This window comes from [Flexibacter] sp. ATCC 35103 (genome assembly GCF_001975985.1).
GTDB lineage: Bacteria > Bacteroidota > Bacteroidia > Flavobacteriales > Flavobacteriaceae > Flavobacterium.
This window is the reverse complement of sequence record NZ_MTQF01000001.1, coordinates 681,021-699,899: the sequence shown is the minus strand read 5'-3', so window position 1 is coordinate 699,899 and position 18,879 is coordinate 681,021. Positions and strand designations below refer to the sequence as shown.

At 32.5% G+C, this 18,879-nt stretch carries 20 protein-coding genes; 9 read left to right on the top strand and 11 right to left on the bottom strand.

The features are described from left to right. The first annotated feature begins 11 nt into the window (after nucleotides 1-11). Both BXU01_RS02870 and BXU01_RS02865 read left to right on the top strand, forming a co-directional pair. Nucleotides 12-461 (top strand): FixH family protein, encoded by a 450-nt coding sequence (locus tag BXU01_RS02870; RefSeq protein ID WP_083691608.1) that lies wholly within the window; start codon nucleotides 12-14, stop codon nucleotides 459-461. 102 nt (nucleotides 462-563) lie between these two features. Next, nucleotides 564-1,265, top strand: a complete 702-nt coding sequence (locus tag BXU01_RS02865; RefSeq protein ID WP_083691607.1) for a sulfite exporter TauE/SafE family protein — start codon at nucleotides 564-566, stop codon at nucleotides 1,263-1,265. On the opposite strand, the gene hemN is transcribed toward BXU01_RS02865, so the two are convergent. The 5 genes from hemN to BXU01_RS02840 all read right to left on the bottom strand — a co-directional run bounded on the left by hemN (nucleotide 1,262) and on the right by BXU01_RS02840 (nucleotide 5,972). After that, a complete protein-coding gene (hemN, locus tag BXU01_RS02860; protein ID WP_083691606.1) occupies nucleotides 1,262-2,623 on the bottom strand; it encodes an oxygen-independent coproporphyrinogen III oxidase in 1,362 nt (453 codons plus the stop codon). The genes BXU01_RS02865 and hemN overlap by 4 nt on opposite strands. A 119-nt stretch (nucleotides 2,624-2,742) precedes the next feature. Continuing rightward, a complete protein-coding gene (locus BXU01_RS02855) occupies nucleotides 2,743-3,219 on the bottom strand; it encodes a hypothetical protein (RefSeq protein WP_083691867.1) in 477 nt (158 codons plus the stop codon). 112 nt (nucleotides 3,220-3,331) lie between these two features. Then, nucleotides 3,332-3,679: a hypothetical protein gene (locus BXU01_RS02850; RefSeq protein WP_083691605.1), complete on the bottom strand. Its 348-nt coding sequence runs from the start codon at nucleotides 3,677-3,679 to the stop codon at nucleotides 3,332-3,334. 122 nt (nucleotides 3,680-3,801) lie between these two features. After that, entirely contained in the window at nucleotides 3,802-4,224 is a 423-nt protein-coding gene (locus BXU01_RS02845) for a DoxX family protein (protein ID WP_055098113.1), read from the bottom strand. 119 nt (nucleotides 4,225-4,343) lie between these two features. Then, nucleotides 4,344-5,972, bottom strand: a complete 1,629-nt coding sequence (locus BXU01_RS02840) for an acyl-CoA carboxylase subunit beta (protein WP_083691604.1) — start codon at nucleotides 5,970-5,972, stop codon at nucleotides 4,344-4,346. A 252-nt stretch (nucleotides 5,973-6,224) separates the two neighbouring features. On the opposite strand from BXU01_RS02840, the gene BXU01_RS02835 reads away from it, so the two are divergent. From BXU01_RS02835 to BXU01_RS02825, 3 genes are all read left to right on the top strand, one after another. Beyond that, entirely contained in the window at nucleotides 6,225-6,815 is a 591-nt protein-coding gene (locus tag BXU01_RS02835; protein ID WP_083691603.1) for a TetR/AcrR family transcriptional regulator, read from the top strand. Nucleotides 6,816-6,886: 71 nt separating this feature from the next. After that, on the top strand, nucleotides 6,887-7,345 hold the full coding sequence (locus BXU01_RS02830; RefSeq protein ID WP_083691602.1) for a hypothetical protein: 459 nt from the start codon (nucleotides 6,887-6,889) through the stop codon (nucleotides 7,343-7,345). A gap of 2 nt (nucleotides 7,346-7,347) precedes the next feature. After that, a complete protein-coding gene (locus BXU01_RS02825; protein WP_083691601.1) occupies nucleotides 7,348-7,659 on the top strand; it encodes a DUF3817 domain-containing protein in 312 nt (103 codons plus the stop codon). Nucleotides 7,660-7,930: 271 nt separating this feature from the next. Here BXU01_RS02825 and lpxD read toward each other — a convergent pair whose 3' ends face one another. The 4 genes from lpxD to prfB all read right to left on the bottom strand — a co-directional run bounded on the left by lpxD (nucleotide 7,931) and on the right by prfB (nucleotide 12,028). Beyond that, a complete protein-coding gene (lpxD, locus tag BXU01_RS02815) occupies nucleotides 7,931-8,929 on the bottom strand; it encodes a UDP-3-O-(3-hydroxymyristoyl)glucosamine N-acyltransferase (RefSeq protein ID WP_083691600.1) in 999 nt (332 codons plus the stop codon). Between the two features lie 584 nt (nucleotides 8,930-9,513). After that, a complete protein-coding gene (gene msrB / locus BXU01_RS02810; protein WP_083691599.1) occupies nucleotides 9,514-9,960 on the bottom strand; it encodes a peptide-methionine (R)-S-oxide reductase MsrB in 447 nt (148 codons plus the stop codon). 114 nt (nucleotides 9,961-10,074) lie between these two features. Continuing rightward, nucleotides 10,075-10,929: a hypothetical protein gene (locus BXU01_RS02805; protein ID WP_083691598.1), complete on the bottom strand. Its 855-nt coding sequence runs from the start codon at nucleotides 10,927-10,929 to the stop codon at nucleotides 10,075-10,077. Further along, a protein-coding gene (gene prfB / locus BXU01_RS02800; protein ID WP_123773919.1) for a peptide chain release factor 2 occupies nucleotides 10,930-12,028 on the bottom strand; the annotation gives its coding sequence in 2 pieces (ribosomal slippage) (nucleotides 10,930-11,964 and nucleotides 11,966-12,028; 1,098 coding nt in all). Nucleotides 12,029-12,181: 153 nt separating this feature from the next. On the opposite strand from prfB, the gene BXU01_RS02795 reads away from it, so the two are divergent. After that, entirely contained in the window at nucleotides 12,182-13,201 is a 1,020-nt protein-coding gene (locus BXU01_RS02795) for a low specificity L-threonine aldolase (protein WP_056250826.1), read from the top strand. A 161-nt stretch (nucleotides 13,202-13,362) separates the two neighbouring features. On the opposite strand, the gene BXU01_RS02790 is transcribed toward BXU01_RS02795, so the two are convergent. After that, on the bottom strand, nucleotides 13,363-13,683 hold the full coding sequence (locus tag BXU01_RS02790; RefSeq protein ID WP_055098103.1) for a YbaB/EbfC family nucleoid-associated protein: 321 nt from the start codon (nucleotides 13,681-13,683) through the stop codon (nucleotides 13,363-13,365). 67 nt (nucleotides 13,684-13,750) lie between these two features. Between BXU01_RS02790 and BXU01_RS02785 the strand changes: the two genes are divergently transcribed. The 3 genes from BXU01_RS02785 to BXU01_RS02775 all read left to right on the top strand — a co-directional run bounded on the left by BXU01_RS02785 (nucleotide 13,751) and on the right by BXU01_RS02775 (nucleotide 18,269). After that, nucleotides 13,751-15,886, top strand: a complete 2,136-nt coding sequence (locus BXU01_RS02785; RefSeq protein ID WP_083691597.1) for a S9 family peptidase — start codon at nucleotides 13,751-13,753, stop codon at nucleotides 15,884-15,886. A gap of 70 nt (nucleotides 15,887-15,956) precedes the next feature. After that, complete coding sequence (locus tag BXU01_RS02780; RefSeq protein WP_055098591.1) at nucleotides 15,957-16,997, top strand: PLP-dependent cysteine synthase family protein; 1,041 nt, start codon at nucleotides 15,957-15,959, stop codon at nucleotides 16,995-16,997. Between the two features lie 351 nt (nucleotides 16,998-17,348). After that, the gene (locus BXU01_RS02775; protein ID WP_083691596.1) at nucleotides 17,349-18,269 is read left to right on the top strand and encodes a LamG-like jellyroll fold domain-containing protein; all 921 of its coding nucleotides are present in this window, start codon (nucleotides 17,349-17,351) and stop codon (nucleotides 18,267-18,269) included. Nucleotides 18,270-18,347: 78 nt separating this feature from the next. Here BXU01_RS02775 and BXU01_RS02770 read toward each other — a convergent pair whose 3' ends face one another. Next, nucleotides 18,348-18,563, bottom strand: coding sequence for a hypothetical protein (locus BXU01_RS02770; RefSeq protein WP_083691595.1), 216 nt, complete (start codon nucleotides 18,561-18,563; stop codon nucleotides 18,348-18,350). Between the last annotated feature and the right edge of the window lie 316 nt (nucleotides 18,564-18,879).

Genomic DNA, 18,879 nt, shown 5'->3' with positions numbered 1-18,879 from the left:
AATAGAATATTATGAAAATAAATTGGGGAACCGGAATTGTCATTGCATTTGCATTGTTTATGACTTTTATTTTATATTTTGTTTTTCAAGTACAATCAAATAGTAAATACGACAATGACTTAGTTGTTGAAGAATACTATAAACATGATTCGCATTTTCAGGATGAAATGGTCCGAATTCAGAACGCTCATGATTTAAAGCAAGGACCTTCAATAATTTATACTCAAAATGGTGTAAAAATAGCTTTTCCTGCAACTTTTGAAAATGATAAAATAAAAGGAAATGTATCATTATACCGACCTTCAAACAAGAAATTTGATTTTGATACGCAAATTACTTTAACGAATTCATCTTTACTTATTCCACAAAAGAAACTGATTAAAGGGCGTTGGGATGTTAATATGGAATGGGAATATAAAGGAACAAAATATCTTTCAAAAGAGGTTATTTACGTAAATTAAATTCTGCGTCAAAAATATTTTTATGCCACAGATTATAGGGATTTTTTAAAGCCATTTTTTTAAATCATTTAATTTAATCTGTGGCAAAAATAAAAAAACATGATGTTATACTCCGCTTTTATATTAGGTTTGATTAGTAGTTTACACTGTATTGGAATGTGTGGTCCAATTGCTATGATGTTACCTGTAGATCATCAAAATGAAGCTAAGAAAGTTAGCCAGATTATTACCTATCATTTAGGAAGATTGACTGCATATGCAACTATAGGACTCATTTTTGGATTATTGGGAAGAGGTTTTTTTCTGGCTGGATTACAACAAAAAATGTCTATTTTTATTGGTGTAGCAATGATTATTGTAGTTTTAATACCTGAACAAGTTTTTTCTAAATACAATTTTTCTAAGCCGGTTTATAAAATTATTTCAAAAGTAAAATCAAGTTTAGGAAGTCAGTTTAAAAAGAAAACCTACAAATCACTTTTTACAATAGGATTATTGAATGGTTTTTTGCCTTGCGGAATGGTTTATGTCGCTTTATTTGGTGCAATTGCCATGCAAAGTGCAGGATATGGAATTTTATACATGATGCTTTTCGGATTAGGAACTGTGCCATTAATGACAATCGTTGTTTACATACATTCATTAATAAAATTACCTTTCAGAAATAAAATCCAAAAGGCAATTCCGTATGTTGCTGTAGTGATTGGTGTATTATTTATCCTTAGAGGACTTGGTTTAGGAATTCCTTATATTTCTCCATCAAACATGAGTTTGTTTGTACAAGAAACTCCAAATTGTCATTAAACGGTCATCGAGAATAAGTTGGTTTCTGGTGATTTTCTTTTTAGATGTAAATCAAAAGCCATACAAATATTTCGAACAAAAGGTCTTCCGGCATCGGTAATTTTGATTTTGTTTTCTTCAATCACAATCAATTTGTCTTTTTCTATTTCTTTTAAATTTTCTAAGACGTCTGTAATTTCTTCAAAATATAATTCATTATTCCAGGAAGTTTCAAATTCACATGTTAAGTTTAATATGTGTTTTCTAATAATTAAATCCTCAACGGTAAGAATATGACCTTTTACGACAGGTAATTTGTCTTCTTCTAACAATTGATAATATTCTTCGATACTTTTTGTGTTTTGAGCAAAGCTATACCAGCTATCGCTAATAGAAGAAACGCCCAAACCAATCATCAGCTGAGTTTTTGAGGCACTATATCCCATGAAATTTCGATGTAATTCTTTGTTCGCTGTTGCTTTATATAAACTGTCAGATACTAATGCAAAATGATCCATTCCTATTTCCTGATAACCATTTTTAGAAAGCATTTGTTTTCCGGTTTCATATAGTTTTCGTTTTTCGGCGTCTTTAGGAAGGTTTTCTTCATGAAAGCCGCGTTGGCCGTTTCCTTTTATCCATGGTACATGTGCATAACTGTAAAACGCCAGACGATCCGGTTTTAAAGAATTAGTTTTTTCGACGGTATCAATTACGTTTTCAATTGTTTGAAAAGGCAAGCCAAATATAATATCATGGCCAATAGAGGTATATCCAATTTCTTTTGCCCAAAAAGTTACTTTTGCAACATTATGGAATGGTTGGATCCTGTGAATAGCTTTTTGAACTTTTTCTGCATAATCCTGAACTCCAAAGCTTACTCGGCGAAAGCCCAAATCATAAAGTTTTTTAAGCTGTTCGTATGTGGTGTTATTAGGATGACCTTCAAAACTAAATTCATAATTAGCAGCTTTATCCGCTTTAGAAAGGATGCCATTTATGAGCATTTCCAAATTGTTTACAGAGAAAAAAGTAGGAGTTCCTCCGCCTAAATGTATCTCTTTTATTATTGGTTTTTCAGATAATAAATTGCAATAAAGATTCCATTCTTTAAGAAGAGCTGTTATGTAGGTTTCTTCAACTGAATGATTTTTTGTTATTCGTTTGTTGCATCCGCAAAAAGTACACATGCTTTCGCAAAATGGTAAATGAATATATAAACTAATTCCGTTTTGAGAATTGCTTTCTGAAAATGCTTTCTGAAAAGACTTTATCCATTTTTGATTTGTGAAATCGGTCTCGTTCCAATAAGGAACTGTTGGATAACTCGTGTATCTGGGACCTGGGACATTGTACTTTTGAGTCAGTGAGATTTTCATAAAGTCGGATTTTGTTTATTTCAAAATTAGAATTTACTAACTGCATATAAAATGACAAATATCATGTATTGACCAAAAAAAAAGAGACTCACTAGGAGCCTCTTTTCTGAATTAAATAACTAACGTGAAATAGAATCTTGGATGATTTTAAGCCATTTTTTAGCAAACTGATGATCTTGATAGACACTTATTTGTTTAATGCGGTCATCATCAAAATCATAGAATGGAATTATAATTTTTTTAGAAGTTTCTTTCTCCTGAAATTCAAAATCAATTTTCACAATTGTGTCTGAAGTTCCCTCTGTTATTGGAACTAATTTGCAAGATGTGACACTTTTTAAATCTAGATAAGTAGATTCTTGTTGATTTGGATTGAAATTCATCAAAATAAATCTTCGGTTTTTTTGATCTATCGTAAGCGTTTTATTGCTTTGAGATTCAGTTAAATCAAAATCCTCCGGATGTGTTGGACTGAATTTCTTTTTTATGTTTAAAATTTTTGATTTGTTTGCAGCGCTCGTTCTTGCTGAAAAATAGATTGGAATTGCTACTATGATTGTGATCACAATACCAATTATGGTTACACTTGTTTCCATTGTGTTTTTTAAAATTTGATAAATTATGAAATGTGACGTCATTTCCAGTGTAGAAAACGGATCGTCTTGTTTAGGAAAAAAGTATTTTCCTCATTAAACATTCATAAATTGTCTACCAAAAAAAATGAAAGGGGTAGAGCATCAAAAGGACTTTTTTGCTCTGTGCTGCAAATTGATTTGCAAAATTTGAAGTTGATTTTACAGCTTTATGTTGAGGTAAAACCATTAATAAAGAATCAAACCATTTAATTAATATAGATGGGTTGGTTTTTATATTGGCTGCAAATTGATAACTTGCTTGTGGTTGAATAAAAGCTAATGAATCGGCATGATCGATAGAGAAATTAGTATCTGTTTTTTGAGTATCAGTTACTTGAATAACAGAATCGTTTGCCTGAACAGCAAAAAAAGCAATTATCAAAAGTGATACAAAAATAACAGTTTTACGAATCCAATTCATGGTGGCGAATTTAGTTCATAAAATACAATTAAAGAAATTTTAAAGAATTAATTAACTTTTAAAAGACTGGTATTCTTTATCCTCAATATTCAGGTAAGATTTATTGAGGATAAAGAAGTGTATTATTGTTGCATTTTGAAATAATAATCAGCTGAATGTTTTCCACTTCCATAAAATAAAAAGAATACGCAAACCAATAGAATTACTATTGCCAAAATTAAACTTTCAGAATGCATATGTCCCATAAAGTTGATGAGAATTGCCCCAAATAGTATGGGTAATTGAGCAGCAATTGCCCAACGAGTAAGTAATCCGAAAACAATCATAATTCCTCCAATCATATGCGCTGGTGCGATGTAATGCAAAAGAAACATTCCGCCGCCAAATTGATCAATTGGAGAGATTAAATCATGTAAATACTGAACGTTTGTAACAAATGAAACTCCCTTCATAAATAAAAAAACACCTAAAACAATACGTACTAAATCTACAGGTAAATAAGTGTGCGAATTTGCCCATTTATTTAAGCTTTTTACATTTTCCATGATACTACGTGATTAAAAATTACATATAAAGTTAGTAAATTTTAATGATAAATTTAGTTTTAAGTGCCTGAATATAAGTTTTTTATATTTATTTAACGTATTTTAAAAGTTTTTAAATCTTAAACCTGTATTACACCTAAATTAAAAGCTTTTTGAATGGGAGCATGATTGGCAGCTTCGATCCCCATAGAAATCCAGGTACGAGTGTCCAGAGGATCAATAATAGCATCTGTCCATAATCTTGAAGCAGCATAATAAGGTGAAGTCTGTTCATCATATCGGGCTTTTATTTTATTGAACAATTCAGCTTCTTTTGCTTCATCTACAATTTCTCCTTTTGCCTTAAGCGAAGAAGCTTCGATCTGTGCTAAAACTTTTGCGGCCTGAGTTCCACCCATAACAGCAAGTTCTGCGCTAGGCCAGGCAAAAATTAATCTTGGATCATAGGCTTTTCCACACATGGCATAGTTTCCTGCTCCATAAGAGTTTCCAACAATTACGGTGAATTTAGGAACAACTGAGTTGCTGACAGCATTCACCATTTTGGCACCGTCTTTTATGATTCCGCCATGTTCAGATTTTGATCCAACCATGAAACCGGTAACGTCCTGTACAAAGACTAATGGAATTTTTTTCTGGTTGCAATTGGCAATAAATCGGGTTGCTTTATCAGCACTATCAGAGTAAATAACACCGCCAAACTGCATTTCGCCTTTTTTGGTTTTAACCACTTTTCTTTGGTTGGCTACAATTCCTACGGCCCAGCCATCGATTCTGGCATAACCGGTAATAATAGTTTGACCGTAACCATCTTTATAAGCTTCAAACTCAGAATTATCAACCAAACGATTGATGATTTCCATCATATCATATTGTTCGTTTCTCGCTTTTGGTAAAATCCCGTAAATGTCTTTGGGTTCTAAGGCAGGTTTTTCAGATTTGATTCGGCTGTAGCCCGCTTTATCATAATCACCTATTTTGTCTACAATATTTTTTATTTTATCTAAAGCATCTTTATCATCTTTAGCCTTATAATCTGTTACACCTGAAATTTCACAATGTGTTGTAGCACCGCCAAGGGTTTCATTATCAATTGTTTCCCCAATTGCTGCTTTTACCAGATAACTTCCTGCCAGAAAAATGCTTCCTGTTTTATCAACAATTAAAGCTTCGTCGCTCATAATAGGTAAATAAGCGCCACCGGCAACACAACTACCCATAACGGCCGCAATTTGGGTAATACCCATACTACTCATTTGTGCATTGTTTCTAAAGATTCGGCCAAAGTGTTCTTTATCCGGAAAAATTTCGTCCTGAAGTGGCAAGTAAACACCTGCACTATCAACCAGATAAATAATTGGCAATCTGTTTTCCATTGCAATTTCCTGAGCGCGAAGATTTTTTTTGCCGGTAATAGGGAACCAAGCACCGGCTTTTACCGTAGCATCATTGGCAACAACAATACATTGTTTACCTCTTATGTATCCTATTTTAATAACAACTCCACCAGATGGGCATCCGCCATGTTCAGCATACATTCCGTCTCCTACAAATCCTCCAATCTCAATACTTTTTGAGCCTTCATCCAGCAAATAAGCGATACGTTCGCGAGCTGTCATTTTGCCTTCGGCATGTAATTTTTCAATTCTTTTTTCGCCTCCGCCTAGTTTTACTTTGGCAAATCTTTGTTTTAAGTCAGAAAGTAATAGTTTATTGTGATCTTCGTTTTTATTGAAGTTTAAATCCATGATATATTGTGGTTTTTATAAAATAGTGTTGGCTAATTTACAAAATCAATTGAAACCCACATAATAAAATGTTTTCTTAGATATCATAAAAAGTAATTAATAATCTTTTAAAAATAATATAGGTTTAATGAGAAATAATGAATTTATATATTTCTTACTTCAACTCTTATTGGAGGATGAACTAACGACAAGTTTGATATTAAATGATATTTTTTGCTTTAATTTGTTTGTTCATACCAATTAGTATTTTTTATGTCTAAAGCTGCCAATACACGACTCACTATTCTTCAGAAAGCATTTGAATTAATTTATTCTAAAGGATATCAAACAACAAGTATTGATGATATTATAGCGACGACAAAAGTTACAAAAGGTGCATTTTATTACCATTTTAAGACCAAAGATGAAATGGGAGTTGCTATTATTGAAGAAATCTTAAAGCCTACAATGTTGGAAACTTTTATAAAACCTATGGAAAACTCGCTAAATCCTGTTGATGATTTGTACAATATGATCTCGTATTTACTACTTGAAGATCCTTTTTTACAAGTAAAATATGGCTGTCCGGTTGGAAATTTAACTCAGGAAATGACGCCTTGGAATAATCAGTTTAGTGAGGCTTTGTTAGAATTGATTAACAAATGGAAGCAAACCATCGAAAAAGCGATTTCAAATGCGCAAAAATCTGGCTTGATCAAAAAAGAGGTTAATGGAGAACAAGTTGCCTTTTTTATGATGTCAGGATATTGGGGAATACGAAATTTCGGAAAAGTTCAGGATAATAATTTCTGCTATATTGTTTATTTAAAAGAACTTAGAAGTTATCTGGATAATTTGAAGTAAATTTTAAAATCAAAAACATACTAACTAGTATGTTTTTTAAATATATTTGCATTGTCTTAATTTTTTAAACAATGTATACTACGCTATTATTTTGCCATTCGATGCTACGATGGTTTGTTTTGGGAAGTTTATTGTACTCTATTTTTATAGCCTATCGCGGATATTCTTTGCAATTGGCATTTACCAAAAAAGATAATTTATTACGACACTGGACCGCAACTATTGCCCATATTCAACTAATTTTTGGAATATTAATTTATGTGCAAAGTCCGATTGTAAAGTACCTCTGGGCAAATTTTGCGACAGCTATTCAAAATATTGATGCCGCTTTTTTTGGATTGATTCACATTTTATCCATGTTGGTTTCGATTGTTTTAATAACAATTGGTTCAGCTTTGGCAAAAAGAAAAGAAAGTGATCGCGATAAATTTAAAACCATGTTAGTTTGGTTTTCTATTGCTTTAATACTCATTTTTATAGCGATTCCGTGGCCATTCTCATTTCTAGCAAACCGACCTTATTTTAGATAATTATGAAAAACTTATTACAAACCAATACCGGACGATTACGAATCATTGGATTTCTTGAAGGAACTTCTCTCTTGATTTTACTTTTTATAGCAATGCCAATGAAATATTTATTTGCAATGCCTTTTTTAACACGACCAGTTGGAACGGTTCACGGTGCTTTATTTCTGCTTTTTATTTTTAATACGTTGAGTGTTGGAGTAGAAGAGAACTGGAAATTTAAAGACACAACCTGGAAAGTACTTTTGGCATGTGTTATTCCGTTTGGAACTTTTTATATTGATTCTAAAATTTTGAGTAAAATTAAAAACCAGTAATTGCTATGATTTTGTATTTAAAACAAATATTGATAGTCTATCAAAAGTAAAAAAGATTCCGCCTAAACTGAATCAGCTTTTTCCTCATTCAAAATGGAATTTTGACCTGGAAGATTGTGATAATATCCTGAGATTTGAATGTAATGATAATATTATCGAAAAAGTAATTTTTTTAATGGAAGTCATTGGCTTTGAGTGCGAAGTGTTATAAAACAAAAAAAAACAGAAGCTAGCTAGCTTCTGTTTTTTTTATAATATATATCATTGTCTTTTATTTTTTAGAATCGCAAACCATTCGTTTTAGAATTGCCCATTGTTTCAAAGCGTCACGAGCTTCAACTGCAGGATATCCCAGCATTGTTTTTCCGGCAGGAATGTCGCCAACTACACCAGAACCTGCACCAACGATAGCGCCATCGCCAATTGTCGTATGGTCTTTTATAGAAGCACTTCCGCCAATAATAACGCCATTTCCTAATGTTACAGAACCGGCTAAACCGCTATTTCCGGCCATAATACAAAATTTACCTAATTTACTATTATGTCCTATCTGAACTAAATTATCAATTTTACATCCGTCACCAAGAACAGTTGAGCTGAATTTTCCGCGGTCAACGCATGTATTAGCACCAATTTCAACTCCGTTTCCAATGATTACATTTCCAATTTGTGGAATTTTTACTAAACCTTTTTCGCTGCAAGGACGAAAACCAAAACCATCAGCACCAATAGTGGCGTTTGGATGAATGATACAGTCGTTACCTATATGACAACGTTCTCGAACTACAGCTCCTGACCAAATGATAGTATTTTTGCCAATAGTACATTCATCTAAAATAGTAACATTTGGATAAATAGTAACATTTGCACCAATTTCAACTTTTGGACCTATATAACAACCTGCACCAATTCTTGCACCTTCACCAATAACAGCTGTTTCGTCAACATTTGCTGATTTATGAATGTTATTTCTGAATATTGGAGGAGGAGGAGCAAAAAGAGCTAAAATTTGTGACATTGCCAAATCGGCATTTTTCACTTTTATAAAAGCACGATTGTCTCCAGGTTCAATTGAAATATCTTCGTTAACAACTGCAACTGAAGCTTTTGAACCTTCCCAGAATTTTTCATATTTTTTATTTCCTATAAATGAAATTTCAGAAATTGACGCTTTTTCTAATTGTTCTGTTGCTGTTATGCATTGCGAAGTTGTGCCGTAAATTACGCCATTGATAACTTCATTAATTTCTTGAATTGAATAGGATTTCATTGAAATGAATTTAATGATTTAGGGGTTATTTCGCACCAAATAAACTCAATTAGATTTAAATTACCTAATGTTATTTTGAAGTTTTTTAAATATTTTTTTAAATAATAGTTTAAATATTACAATTTTAACATTAAATCTATTAATTTTTTGCTTGTTTTGAGATTGCTTCGGCCTCTGTTAATTTTTTAATTACGTATTTGTAAGTTTTTGAATGCCTTTCTATTTCCTTTTATATTGATAATTACAAGTAGATTGTTTTATGTGTATCTTATTATAAATCAAATAATTTTAAAGAAGTATATAATAATATAAGGTCATGTAATTGATTGTAATTATAGTGTTGAATTTTGTAGGTTTATCAAGGTCATATTTTTTGAATTATTTCTTTTTTATTTTTTTGCTAATTCTTCAGCTCAAATAATTAAAAATGTAAGAGGGTATTTTTATTTTTTAATTCAATTTGTATTTTAACTTTAAAAAATGTTTTAATTAGTGCGTTAAATCTTACTTGCTTTGTTTTTGTAATTGTTTAAAGTTTAGAGATAAAAAAAAGCGATTCCTATTAATTGAATCGCTTTTAATATTTATTCTTTTATTTTAGAAAGAGAAATTGCATTAATGCAGTAGCGTAAACCACTTGGTTCAGGACCATCAGGAAAAACGTGTCCTAAATGAGCATCACAAGTATTACAGACAACTTCAACGCGAATCATTCCGTATGATTTGTCAGCGTGGTAAGCAATGGCATTTTCTTTTAAAGGTTGCGTAAAAGAAGGCCAGCCTGTTCCTGATTCAAATTTCTCGCTGGCATCAAAAAGTAAAGTGCCGCAGCATTTACATTCATAAATTCCGGGATCGAATAAACTGCAAAGCTCAGAACTAAACGATCTTTCAGTCCCTTTTAAGCGTGTTACCTGAAATTCTTCCGGCGTTAGAAGTTGTTTCCATTCTTCTGGTGTTTTGTCGACTCTTTTATCTGGTACCGGATTTCCTTTATTTGTATATCGAATTATATCTGCCCACTTTATCATAACTGTATTTTTAATTTAAAAAAGATTGAAATTAGCTTGTTTTGTAAAGTTACTATTCTTTCTGATAAGGAAAAAGCAATAAGTTTAATTACAATTACTATTAAAAGTAAACAATTAGTCGTCAAAAGGATAATTTTTGTAGCGCTTATATTCTCCTGTTTCGCAATTTATTTTAACTACATACTCTTGAAGATTTCTTGGAACTACATTATTAGGAAGTGTTCCGGATTCAGTTTCTTCTCCATATATGTAATAACTATTTTTTGGACCAACTTCAATTCCGTCAGTTGTGGTAGATCTAAAAACCTGATTTTTTCTTTTTTCTTTCAGGATACGCTCGGCATCTTGTATTTTTATTTTGCATTTTTTGGCAAAACTATAATAGGCTACACTATCAGATACGCTAATTTTATGAATATGTTTGGATATTTCAGGATTAATCCAGCCATATTTCCTGAATAGAATAGGTCTTGCAAAAACTTCATTATTAATTGTAGTATAATCAGAAAATCTACATTCATGGCTTCCCAAATAACCATTCATGCCATAATGCAGGTAAGCATAATGATGATAACCTGAAATGTAATAATGTAGTTTGTTTTGTGTGATTACTACAATTGTATCGGTTTTTAAAAATTCTTTGTACGGAATAGTAATAGATTTGTATTCGCTGGAATTGGTTTTCTTGTCGAATCCATTTTTAATCAATGTATCATGAATGAATTTCCCTTTTCTGAGGATCTGAAACTTTAGGGTATTGATTTCGTTTTTTTTGAAATTTGCGAATTGAATCTCAGGTTGTTCAGTAATAAACTTGGCTAAATCGCATTCTTTAGAGAATTTAATTCCATCAATTTCAGCTTGTTTTCTTCGACTATTTGATGACCAAAAAAACAGACCTGCTATTATTGCTATTATAGTAATAATAACACCTATTAAAACTAAACAACCTTTGATATATTTATTCATTTATTCTTCCTCTTTTTGTCCCATCATCATTAAAAATGCTTTTAGGAAAGGATCAATATTCCCGTTCATAACGCCATCGACATCGCTGGTTTCATAACCAGTACGAACGTCTTTTACTAATTTATAAGGCTGCATTACGTAATTACGTATTTGCGATCCCCATTCGATTTTCATTTTTCCGGCTTCAATGTCTGCGCGTTGTGCCTGCTGTTTTTTCAGCTCGATTTCATACAATTGCGAACGTAACATTTGCATGGCACGTTGCCTGTTGTCTTGTTGAGATCGCGTTTCAGAACACTGGATCTGGATTCCGGTTGGCTTGTGTACTAATTGTACTTTTGTCTCAACCTTATTCACATTTTGTCCTCCGGCTCCACTTGAACGAGAAGTGGTAATTTCGATATCTGCAGGATTGATGTCAATTTCGATACTGTCATCAACAAGCGGATAAACATAAACAGATGCGAATGAAGTATGGCGTTTTGCATTACTATCAAAAGGAGAGATTCTAACTAAGCGATGTACACCGTTTTCTCCTTTTAGATACCCAAAAGAATAATCACCTTCAAACTCCAGGGTAACAGTTTTGATTCCTGCAACCTCACCGGCCTGAAAGTTTAGTTCTTTTATTTTGTAGCCATAACTTTCTCCCCACATCATATACATACGCATTAACATTCCTGCCCAATCACAACTCTCGGTTCCGCCGGCTCCTGCAGTAATTTGTACTACGGCACTTAAGCTGTCTCCTTCGTCAGAAAGCATGTTTTTGAACTCAATATTTTCAATATGAGTTTGCGTTGTATTATAATGCCCGTCTAATTCTTCTGCAGAAAGTTCCCCTTCTTTATAAAAATCGTAGGCAAGCTGTAATTCATCCGTAAGTTCGATTGCTTTATTATAATCTTCGATCCATTTTTTCTTGTTTCGGAGGTTTTTTACAATGACTTCGGCTTCTTTTGCATTGTTCCAAAAGTCTGGAGCAAAGGTTTTTTCTTCTTCGTTGGCAATTTCGATTAGCTTGGCATCAACGTCAAAGATACCTCCTCAACGCACCAAGGCGCTCCACAATACCTTTTATTTGTTCGGTAGTTGTCATAAATTAATAATAGTTTTTTATATGATTTTTATAAATATTACGTTAATTTGGTTGTATTGTAATTCACAAGTTAAAATTTAATGAAACTTGCAAAAATTAACAAACAGTAATACGTAATTTTGCTGCACAAAAATAAGATATAGTTTTTAGAATATGGAAATAAATTTAATTAGCGATACTATTACCAAACCTACATACGAAATGTTGCAGTATATGTTTAATGCACATGTTGGCGATGATGTATACAGGCAGGATCCTACGGTTATCGAATTAGAGACCAGAGTGGCTGAGTTTTTTGGTATGGAAGCAGGACTTTTTTTTCCATCAGGAACTATGGCTAACCAAACAGCGATTAAATTACACACGCAGCCCGGAGAGCAATTAATTGCTGATAAATATGCGCATGTTTATAATTATGAAGGAGGAGGAGTTTCTTTTAATAGCGGTGTTTCCTGCTGTTTATTAGACGGAGACCGAGGTATGATAACTGCAAGTCAGGTTGCCGCCGCAATTAATGATCCGGAGTTTTATCATAGTCCGTTAACGAGTTTGGTTTGTGTAGAAAACACTACTAACAAAGGTGGTGGTGCGTGTTATGAATTAGATGATTTAAGAGAAATAAAAAAAGTTTGCGATGCGAATAATTTGAAATTCCATCTTGATGGAGCCAGAATTTGGAATGCATTAGTGGCAAAAAGGCAAAATCCTAAAGAGTTTGGAGCTATTTTCGATACAATTTCGGTTTGTTTATCAAAAGGATTGGGCGCTCCAATAGGTTCTGTTTTATTAGGTACAAAAGCTGATATTCATAGAGCGTTGAGAATCAGAAAGATACTTGGTGGGGGAATGCGTCAGGTTGGTTATTTGGCTGCAGCCGGATTGTATGCTTTAGCAAATAATATAGAAAGATTAGCCGAAGATCATAGACGTGCAAAAGAAATTGCAGCAGTTTTAAGTACAAAACCGTGGGTTTCAGCAATAGAACCTGTCGAGACTAATATTTTAATCTTTTCACTTGCAGAAGGCTACAGTGATCAGCTTTTGATTGAAAAATTAAAACAAAAAAATATCCTGATAAGTTCTATGGGACATAATAAGCTTAGACTTGTAACGCATTTAGATTATAAGGAAGTAATGCATACTTATGTGATTGAAACGTTGCAGAAGTTTTAAGAAGAAGGTTCAAAGTTACAAAGGTTCAGAGGGACAAAGGTTAAAAAAGAAAGACGCACTATCTTTAGTGTGTCTTTCTTTTTTGATTGAGAAGGATTCAAAGTTTATGCGTCAGGCGAAAAAACCTTTGTCCCTTTGAACCTATTTTAAGCCTTTGTACCTTATTTAAACAAATTATCCATTCCAGGAATCATCGGCATATCCATTTTTGCAACAGCATCTAGTTCTTGTTCATTAACGCTTGTAGCTTTTTCTATTGCTTTATTTAACGTTACGATTAAATAATCTTCCAATTGCTCTTTATCTTCAAGTAAAGAGTCGTCGATAGAGATTGATTTTACCTTTCTATTTGCAGTTAGTGTTACTTTTAATAATCCGTCAGCGCTTTGTTCATCAATCAAAACAGTATCCAGACGCTTTTTTGTATCTTCAATTTTTTGTTGGGTTTCTTTAAGTTTACCCATCATTCCCATTAAATCCATTTTTGTTGATTTTAAATTATTTCATACAAAATTAGTATATTGCTGTTTGATAACAATAGAATATTTTATGAAAAAATTAATTTGGTTCTGTTGTCTTTGTAGTATTTTTGCTCCTTCGTATTTAAAAACTAATGCTCAATCAATGCAAAACGATATAATGGCTCCACAAGCCAAAGAAATTCCAAAATCATTAAAAAAACATAAAGAAACCAGGGTCGATAATTATTTTTGGCTTAACGATCGCGAAAATCCTGAAGTTATCAATTATTTAAATCAGGAAAATTCATATTATCAGGACATGACGTCGCATACAAAAGGTCTTCAGGAAAATTTGTATGAGGAAATGAAAGGCAGAATTAAAGAAGATGATTCATCTGTACCTTATTTTTATAATGGTTACTATTATATCACTCGTTTTGAAACGGGTCAGGATTATCCAATTTTTTCCAGAAAAAAAGGAAGTCTTTCGGCAGATGAAGAAATTATGTTTAACTGTAATGAATTGGCAAAAGGACATGCTTATTTTAAACTTGGCGGTTTAAGTGTGAGTCCGGATAACAAATTTGCTAGTTTTGGAGTTGATATTGTGGGAAGAAGAATTTATACCATTCAGTTTAAAAACTTAGAAACAGGTGAAATTTTATCTGATAAAATCGAAAATGCTACAGGAGGATCTGTTTGGGCAAATGATAATAAAACTGTTTTTTATACCAAGCAGGACGAAGTTACTTTAAGAGCGGATAAAGTTTTTAGACATAAACTAAATTCAGATTCGACTGCTGATGAATTGGTTTTTAATGAAACTGATGATACTTTTAATGTTTCGGTAAGCAAAGAAAAATCAAGAAAATATATTGTAATTGGTTCAGGAAGTACCTTGACAACTGAATATAGAATTCTGAATTCTGATAATCCTGATGGTGAGTTTGAAGTTTTTCAGCCCCGCGTTCGTGGTTTAGAGTATAGTATTTCTCATTTTGAGGACTCTTTTTATATTTTAACCAATAAAGACAAGGCTACCAATTTTAAATTGATGAAAACGCCTGAAAATAAAACAGGAAAAAAGAACTGGACAGATCTTATCCCGCACAGGGAAGATGTATTATTAGAAGATATCGAAATTTTCAAAAACTATTTAGTTGTTGAAGAGCGCTCAAACGGTTTAAATCATATTCGTATTATGCCATGGAGCGGCGATGCTGATTATTACTTACCTTTTGGAAGCGAAACTTACAATGCTTATACGACAACAAATATTGATTTTGACACTGATGTTTTGCGTTATAGTTATCAATCGCTTGCAACACCTTCGTCTGTAATTGATTTTAACATGAAAACTAAAACCAAAGAAATCTTAAAAGAGCAACAGGTTTTAGGAGGAAAGTTTGATAAAGAAAATTATATCGAAGAACGCGTTTGGGCTACAGCCAGAGATGGAGTAAAGGTGCCAGTTTCGATGATTTACCATAAGGGATTAAATAAAGATGGTAAAAATCCGTTATTACTTTACGCTTATGGTTCGTACGGAATCACAATGGATACTTATTTTTCATCGACACGACTTTCGCTTTTAGATCGCGGATTTATTTATGCAATCGCCCATATTAGAGGAGGAGAAGACCTGGGAAGACAATGGTATGAAGATGGAAAACTGTTAAAAAAGAAAAATACCTTTACAGATTTCATCGATTGCTCTAAATTTGTAATAAACGAAAATTACACATCTCCTGAACATTTATATGCTGAAGGAGGATCTGCAGGAGGACTTTTAATGGGAGTTATCGTAAATGAAGCGCCAGAATTATATAGAGGAGTTATTGCTCAGGTGCCTTTTGTAGATGTCATTACAACTATGCTGGACGACAGTATTCCGTTGACAACCGGAGAATATGACGAATGGGGAAACCCAAATAATAAAAAATATTACGATTATATGTTATCCTACTCACCGTATGATAATGTAAAAGCGCAAAACTATCCTAACATGTATGTTTCTACAGGATTACATGATTCGCAGGTACAGTATTGGGAGCCAGCTAAATGGGTAGCGAAATTGAGGAATCTAAAAACAAATAATAATCTTTTATTTTTAGATACCAATATGGATGCAGGACATGGTGGAGCTTCTGGACGTTTTGAGGCTTTAAAAGACTTAGCAAAGGAATTTAGTTTTTTATTAGATTTAGAAAAAATTAAAAGCTAATTAGAAATTTTTTGTTAAATTTGCAACCTATCAAGGTTATTTAAAAATGCCTTCGATTAACTATTTTTTTATGAAAGAAGAAATAAACGCTTATAATAATGTTTTAGAGTTAATAGGTAATACCCCACTTATTAAACTAAATAAAATTACCGAAGAGTTAGAAGGTAATTTCTACGCAAAGGTAGAAGCTTTTAATCCGGGACATTCCTCGAAAGATAGAATAGCGTTATATATTATTGAAGAAGCTGAGAAAAAAGGAATCTTAACACCAGGTGATACTATCATTGAAACTACATCCGGTAATACGGGTTTTAGTTTGGCAATGGTAAGTATTATAAAAGGGTACAACTGTATTTTGGCCGTAAGCTCAAAATCATCTAAAGATAAAATTGACATGCTGAGAAGTTTAGGAGCAAAGGTATATGTTTGCCCTGCCCACGTGTCTGCAGATGACGAGAGATCTTACTACAATGTCGCCAAACGATTGCACGAAGAAACAAAAGGCTCAGTTTACATCAATCAGTATTTTAATCAATTAAATATTGATGCACACTATAACACTACAGGTCCTGAAATTTGGGAACAGACAAAAGGACAAATCACACATCTTGTGGCTTGTAGCGGAACTGGAGGAACAATTTCCGGAACTGCAAAATTCTTAAAAGAGCAAAATCCAAATATTAGAATTCTAGGTGTCGATGCTTTTGGGTCCGTATTAAAAAAATACCACGAAACAAGAGAATTCGATAACAAAGAAATTTATCCGTATCGAATAGAAGGTTTAGGTAAAAACCTGATCCCGTCTGCTACAGATTTCGATATTATCGATAAATTCATCAAAGTAACGGATGAAGAAAGTGCTCACTCTGCCAGAGAGATTACCAGAAAAGAAGGTTTGTTTGTAGGATATACTTCCGGAGCAGTAATGCAGGCAATCAAACAATATGCAGAAGAAGGAGAGTTTACTAAAGAAAGTAATATTATCGCAATTTTCCCGGATCATGGATCGCGTTATATGAGTAAAGTATTTAGCGATGACTGGATGAACGAACAAGGTTTCTTTGACAGTGTCAATGAAGAAGAGGTTCAAAAAATAGAATTTGTAAAGTAAATTTAAGTTACTTTTAGATATACAACTCCATTCGTTTTACGAATGGAGTTTTTTTTTGTAAAAATGTTTTTACAAATTTTAGTAATAAAATTTACTGAGTGCGTTTATTCTTGATTTTGGTAAGAATAATGTATTTATAAGTAATAAATTTTTTGTAGTATTGAATTAAATTTATAGTTTTAACAAAATTTATAAAAGTATAACTAAATTTAATTAAGAGGAATTAATCATCAATTTTGGTTATTTGACGATTATTTAGGTTTGTTACCGAATAAATTTTTGCTCACACATATAATAATATAGATTAGTGTTTTTAAATGCGCTTTTCTAAATACCCTAAAATCTGTCCATATGAAAAAATTATTACTGACATTAATGTTTGTAAGTTTTTTAGTTACTAATGCCCAAAATCCAGTTCAGGAATTCAATTTCAACGGGACTTTAAATAATACCGATAATTCGATTTCACTTTTAGGTACACCTAATTTTGTAAATGACAGAATGGGAGTTGCAAAAGGCGCTCAGCGTCTCACAAATAAAGTTTTGCAAGGTATGGTTGGAGATCTTCCGCAGGATAATAAACCAAGATCAATATCGATATGGGTTAAGTTTAATGCTATTACTTCAGTAAATTATATTTTGGGATATGGTGGGGCTGTAAATGCGCAGTATTTTGGTTTATTACAACAAGCTGCATCTGCAGGTAATTCAGACTTAAGTTTGGTGGGTTGGGGAGATACAAACAATGTTATAGCTTCAGTGCCACTTTCAAAAGAAGTTTGGTATCAATATAGTGTGACTTATGATGGCACACACTCAAAAGTGTATCGTAACGGAGAATTATTAAAATCTGCTGACGGAATTTCACGCTTGACAAAAGGTTATATTCTTAGATTAGGAGCATTAAACGGCACACTTGGGATCAATGCAGATGTAGACGATCTTAAAATATATAATGTAGCAATGACAGACGAACAGGTTATGGAATCCTATAACAGTTCGAAACCAACTGGTGTAGCTGTAACAGAAACTGTTCAGCCTTCAAGTCCGGTTAAAAAAACAGTAGCGGCTGCACCAGTAAAAACGGTTACGGTTGCAAAAGTACCAACGCCAGTAAAAACAGGAACTGGATCTGATACAAATTCGGGTTCAAAAATTGTTGAGGTTTTCTCGCAAGGGACAAAAGTAGTAGGAGCGAATGCCTCTAATATTGGTGATTTACCAGAAGGGACTTATTTGTTGAAAGTAAGCAATAACTCCGCAAAAAAATAACTTCCAATTTTATTTATATATTACAATTTCTAAATGGTAAAGCCTTCTAAAATATAATTTTTAGAAGGCTTTTTTTTGTTATTGTTTTTTCTGTTGTCCAGGTGCATAAGCTTTAGCGCTTTTGCTTCCGGACATTTTTTTTGCCTGCCCTGGAGGAATCTTTTTATTGCTGCTTTGGCTGCTGTTACCACTTGGGCCACTATGAACATGTGTACTGCAGCTTAAAACACTAATAGCAACAAATAGAATTACCATAATAATTACGGCAACTTTTGTATATCTGGATTTATTCATAAAATTATATTTATTTTTTTGTTTTTGGAATTTACAAATATAGGTCATAATGTCTGTTTTAAAAGCTATACAGGCTATTTAGAGCACATATAAACAGTCAGAGTTATTTTAGTCAATTCATTATTTATCTTCATTTTAAACCTTTAAATTAATTTGTATTAAAATAGGTTTGAACAATTTTTTATAGAATAGAACTATTTATTAGAAATAAAAAAAAAGCCTTCTTAATGTTACACTTAAGAAGGCTTTTTGATTTGATAGTTGAAACTATTTTTAGTTTATAACACTAAGAACTACAAATAGAATTACGAGAACT

What these genes read in the sequence shown, in the direction of transcription:
- BXU01_RS02870 (WP_083691608.1), top strand. Translation starts at nt 12, where the DNA reads ATGAAAATAAATTGGGGAACCGGAATTGTCATTGCATTTGCATTGTTT.
- BXU01_RS02865 (WP_083691607.1), top strand. Translation starts at nt 564, where the DNA reads ATGTTATACTCCGCTTTTATATTAGGTTTGATTAGTAGTTTACACTGT.
- hemN (WP_083691606.1), bottom strand. Translation starts at nt 2,623, where the DNA reads ATGAAAATCTCACTGACTCAAAAGTACAATGTCCCAGGTCCCAGATAC.
- BXU01_RS02855 (WP_083691867.1), bottom strand. Translation starts at nt 3,219, where the DNA reads ATGGAAACAAGTGTAACCATAATTGGTATTGTGATCACAATCATAGTA.
- BXU01_RS02850 (WP_083691605.1), bottom strand. Translation starts at nt 3,679, where the DNA reads ATGAATTGGATTCGTAAAACTGTTATTTTTGTATCACTTTTGATAATT.
- BXU01_RS02845 (WP_055098113.1), bottom strand. Translation starts at nt 4,224, where the DNA reads ATGGAAAATGTAAAAAGCTTAAATAAATGGGCAAATTCGCACACTTAT.
- BXU01_RS02840 (WP_083691604.1), bottom strand. Translation starts at nt 5,972, where the DNA reads ATGGATTTAAACTTCAATAAAAACGAAGATCACAATAAACTATTACTT.
- BXU01_RS02835 (WP_083691603.1), top strand. Translation starts at nt 6,225, where the DNA reads ATGTCTAAAGCTGCCAATACACGACTCACTATTCTTCAGAAAGCATTT.
- BXU01_RS02830 (WP_083691602.1), top strand. Translation starts at nt 6,887, where the DNA reads ATGTATACTACGCTATTATTTTGCCATTCGATGCTACGATGGTTTGTT.
- BXU01_RS02825 (WP_083691601.1), top strand. Translation starts at nt 7,348, where the DNA reads ATGAAAAACTTATTACAAACCAATACCGGACGATTACGAATCATTGGA.
- lpxD (WP_083691600.1), bottom strand. Translation starts at nt 8,929, where the DNA reads ATGAAATCCTATTCAATTCAAGAAATTAATGAAGTTATCAATGGCGTA.
- msrB (WP_083691599.1), bottom strand. Translation starts at nt 9,960, where the DNA reads ATGATAAAGTGGGCAGATATAATTCGATATACAAATAAAGGAAATCCG.
- BXU01_RS02805 (WP_083691598.1), bottom strand. Translation starts at nt 10,929, where the DNA reads ATGAATAAATATATCAAAGGTTGTTTAGTTTTAATAGGTGTTATTATT.
- BXU01_RS02795 (WP_056250826.1), top strand. Translation starts at nt 12,182, where the DNA reads ATGGAAATAAATTTAATTAGCGATACTATTACCAAACCTACATACGAA.
- BXU01_RS02790 (WP_055098103.1), bottom strand. Translation starts at nt 13,683, where the DNA reads ATGGATTTAATGGGAATGATGGGTAAACTTAAAGAAACCCAACAAAAA.
- BXU01_RS02785 (WP_083691597.1), top strand. Translation starts at nt 13,751, where the DNA reads ATGAAAAAATTAATTTGGTTCTGTTGTCTTTGTAGTATTTTTGCTCCT.
- BXU01_RS02780 (WP_055098591.1), top strand. Translation starts at nt 15,957, where the DNA reads ATGAAAGAAGAAATAAACGCTTATAATAATGTTTTAGAGTTAATAGGT.
- BXU01_RS02775 (WP_083691596.1), top strand. Translation starts at nt 17,349, where the DNA reads ATGAAAAAATTATTACTGACATTAATGTTTGTAAGTTTTTTAGTTACT.
- BXU01_RS02770 (WP_083691595.1), bottom strand. Translation starts at nt 18,563, where the DNA reads ATGAATAAATCCAGATATACAAAAGTTGCCGTAATTATTATGGTAATT.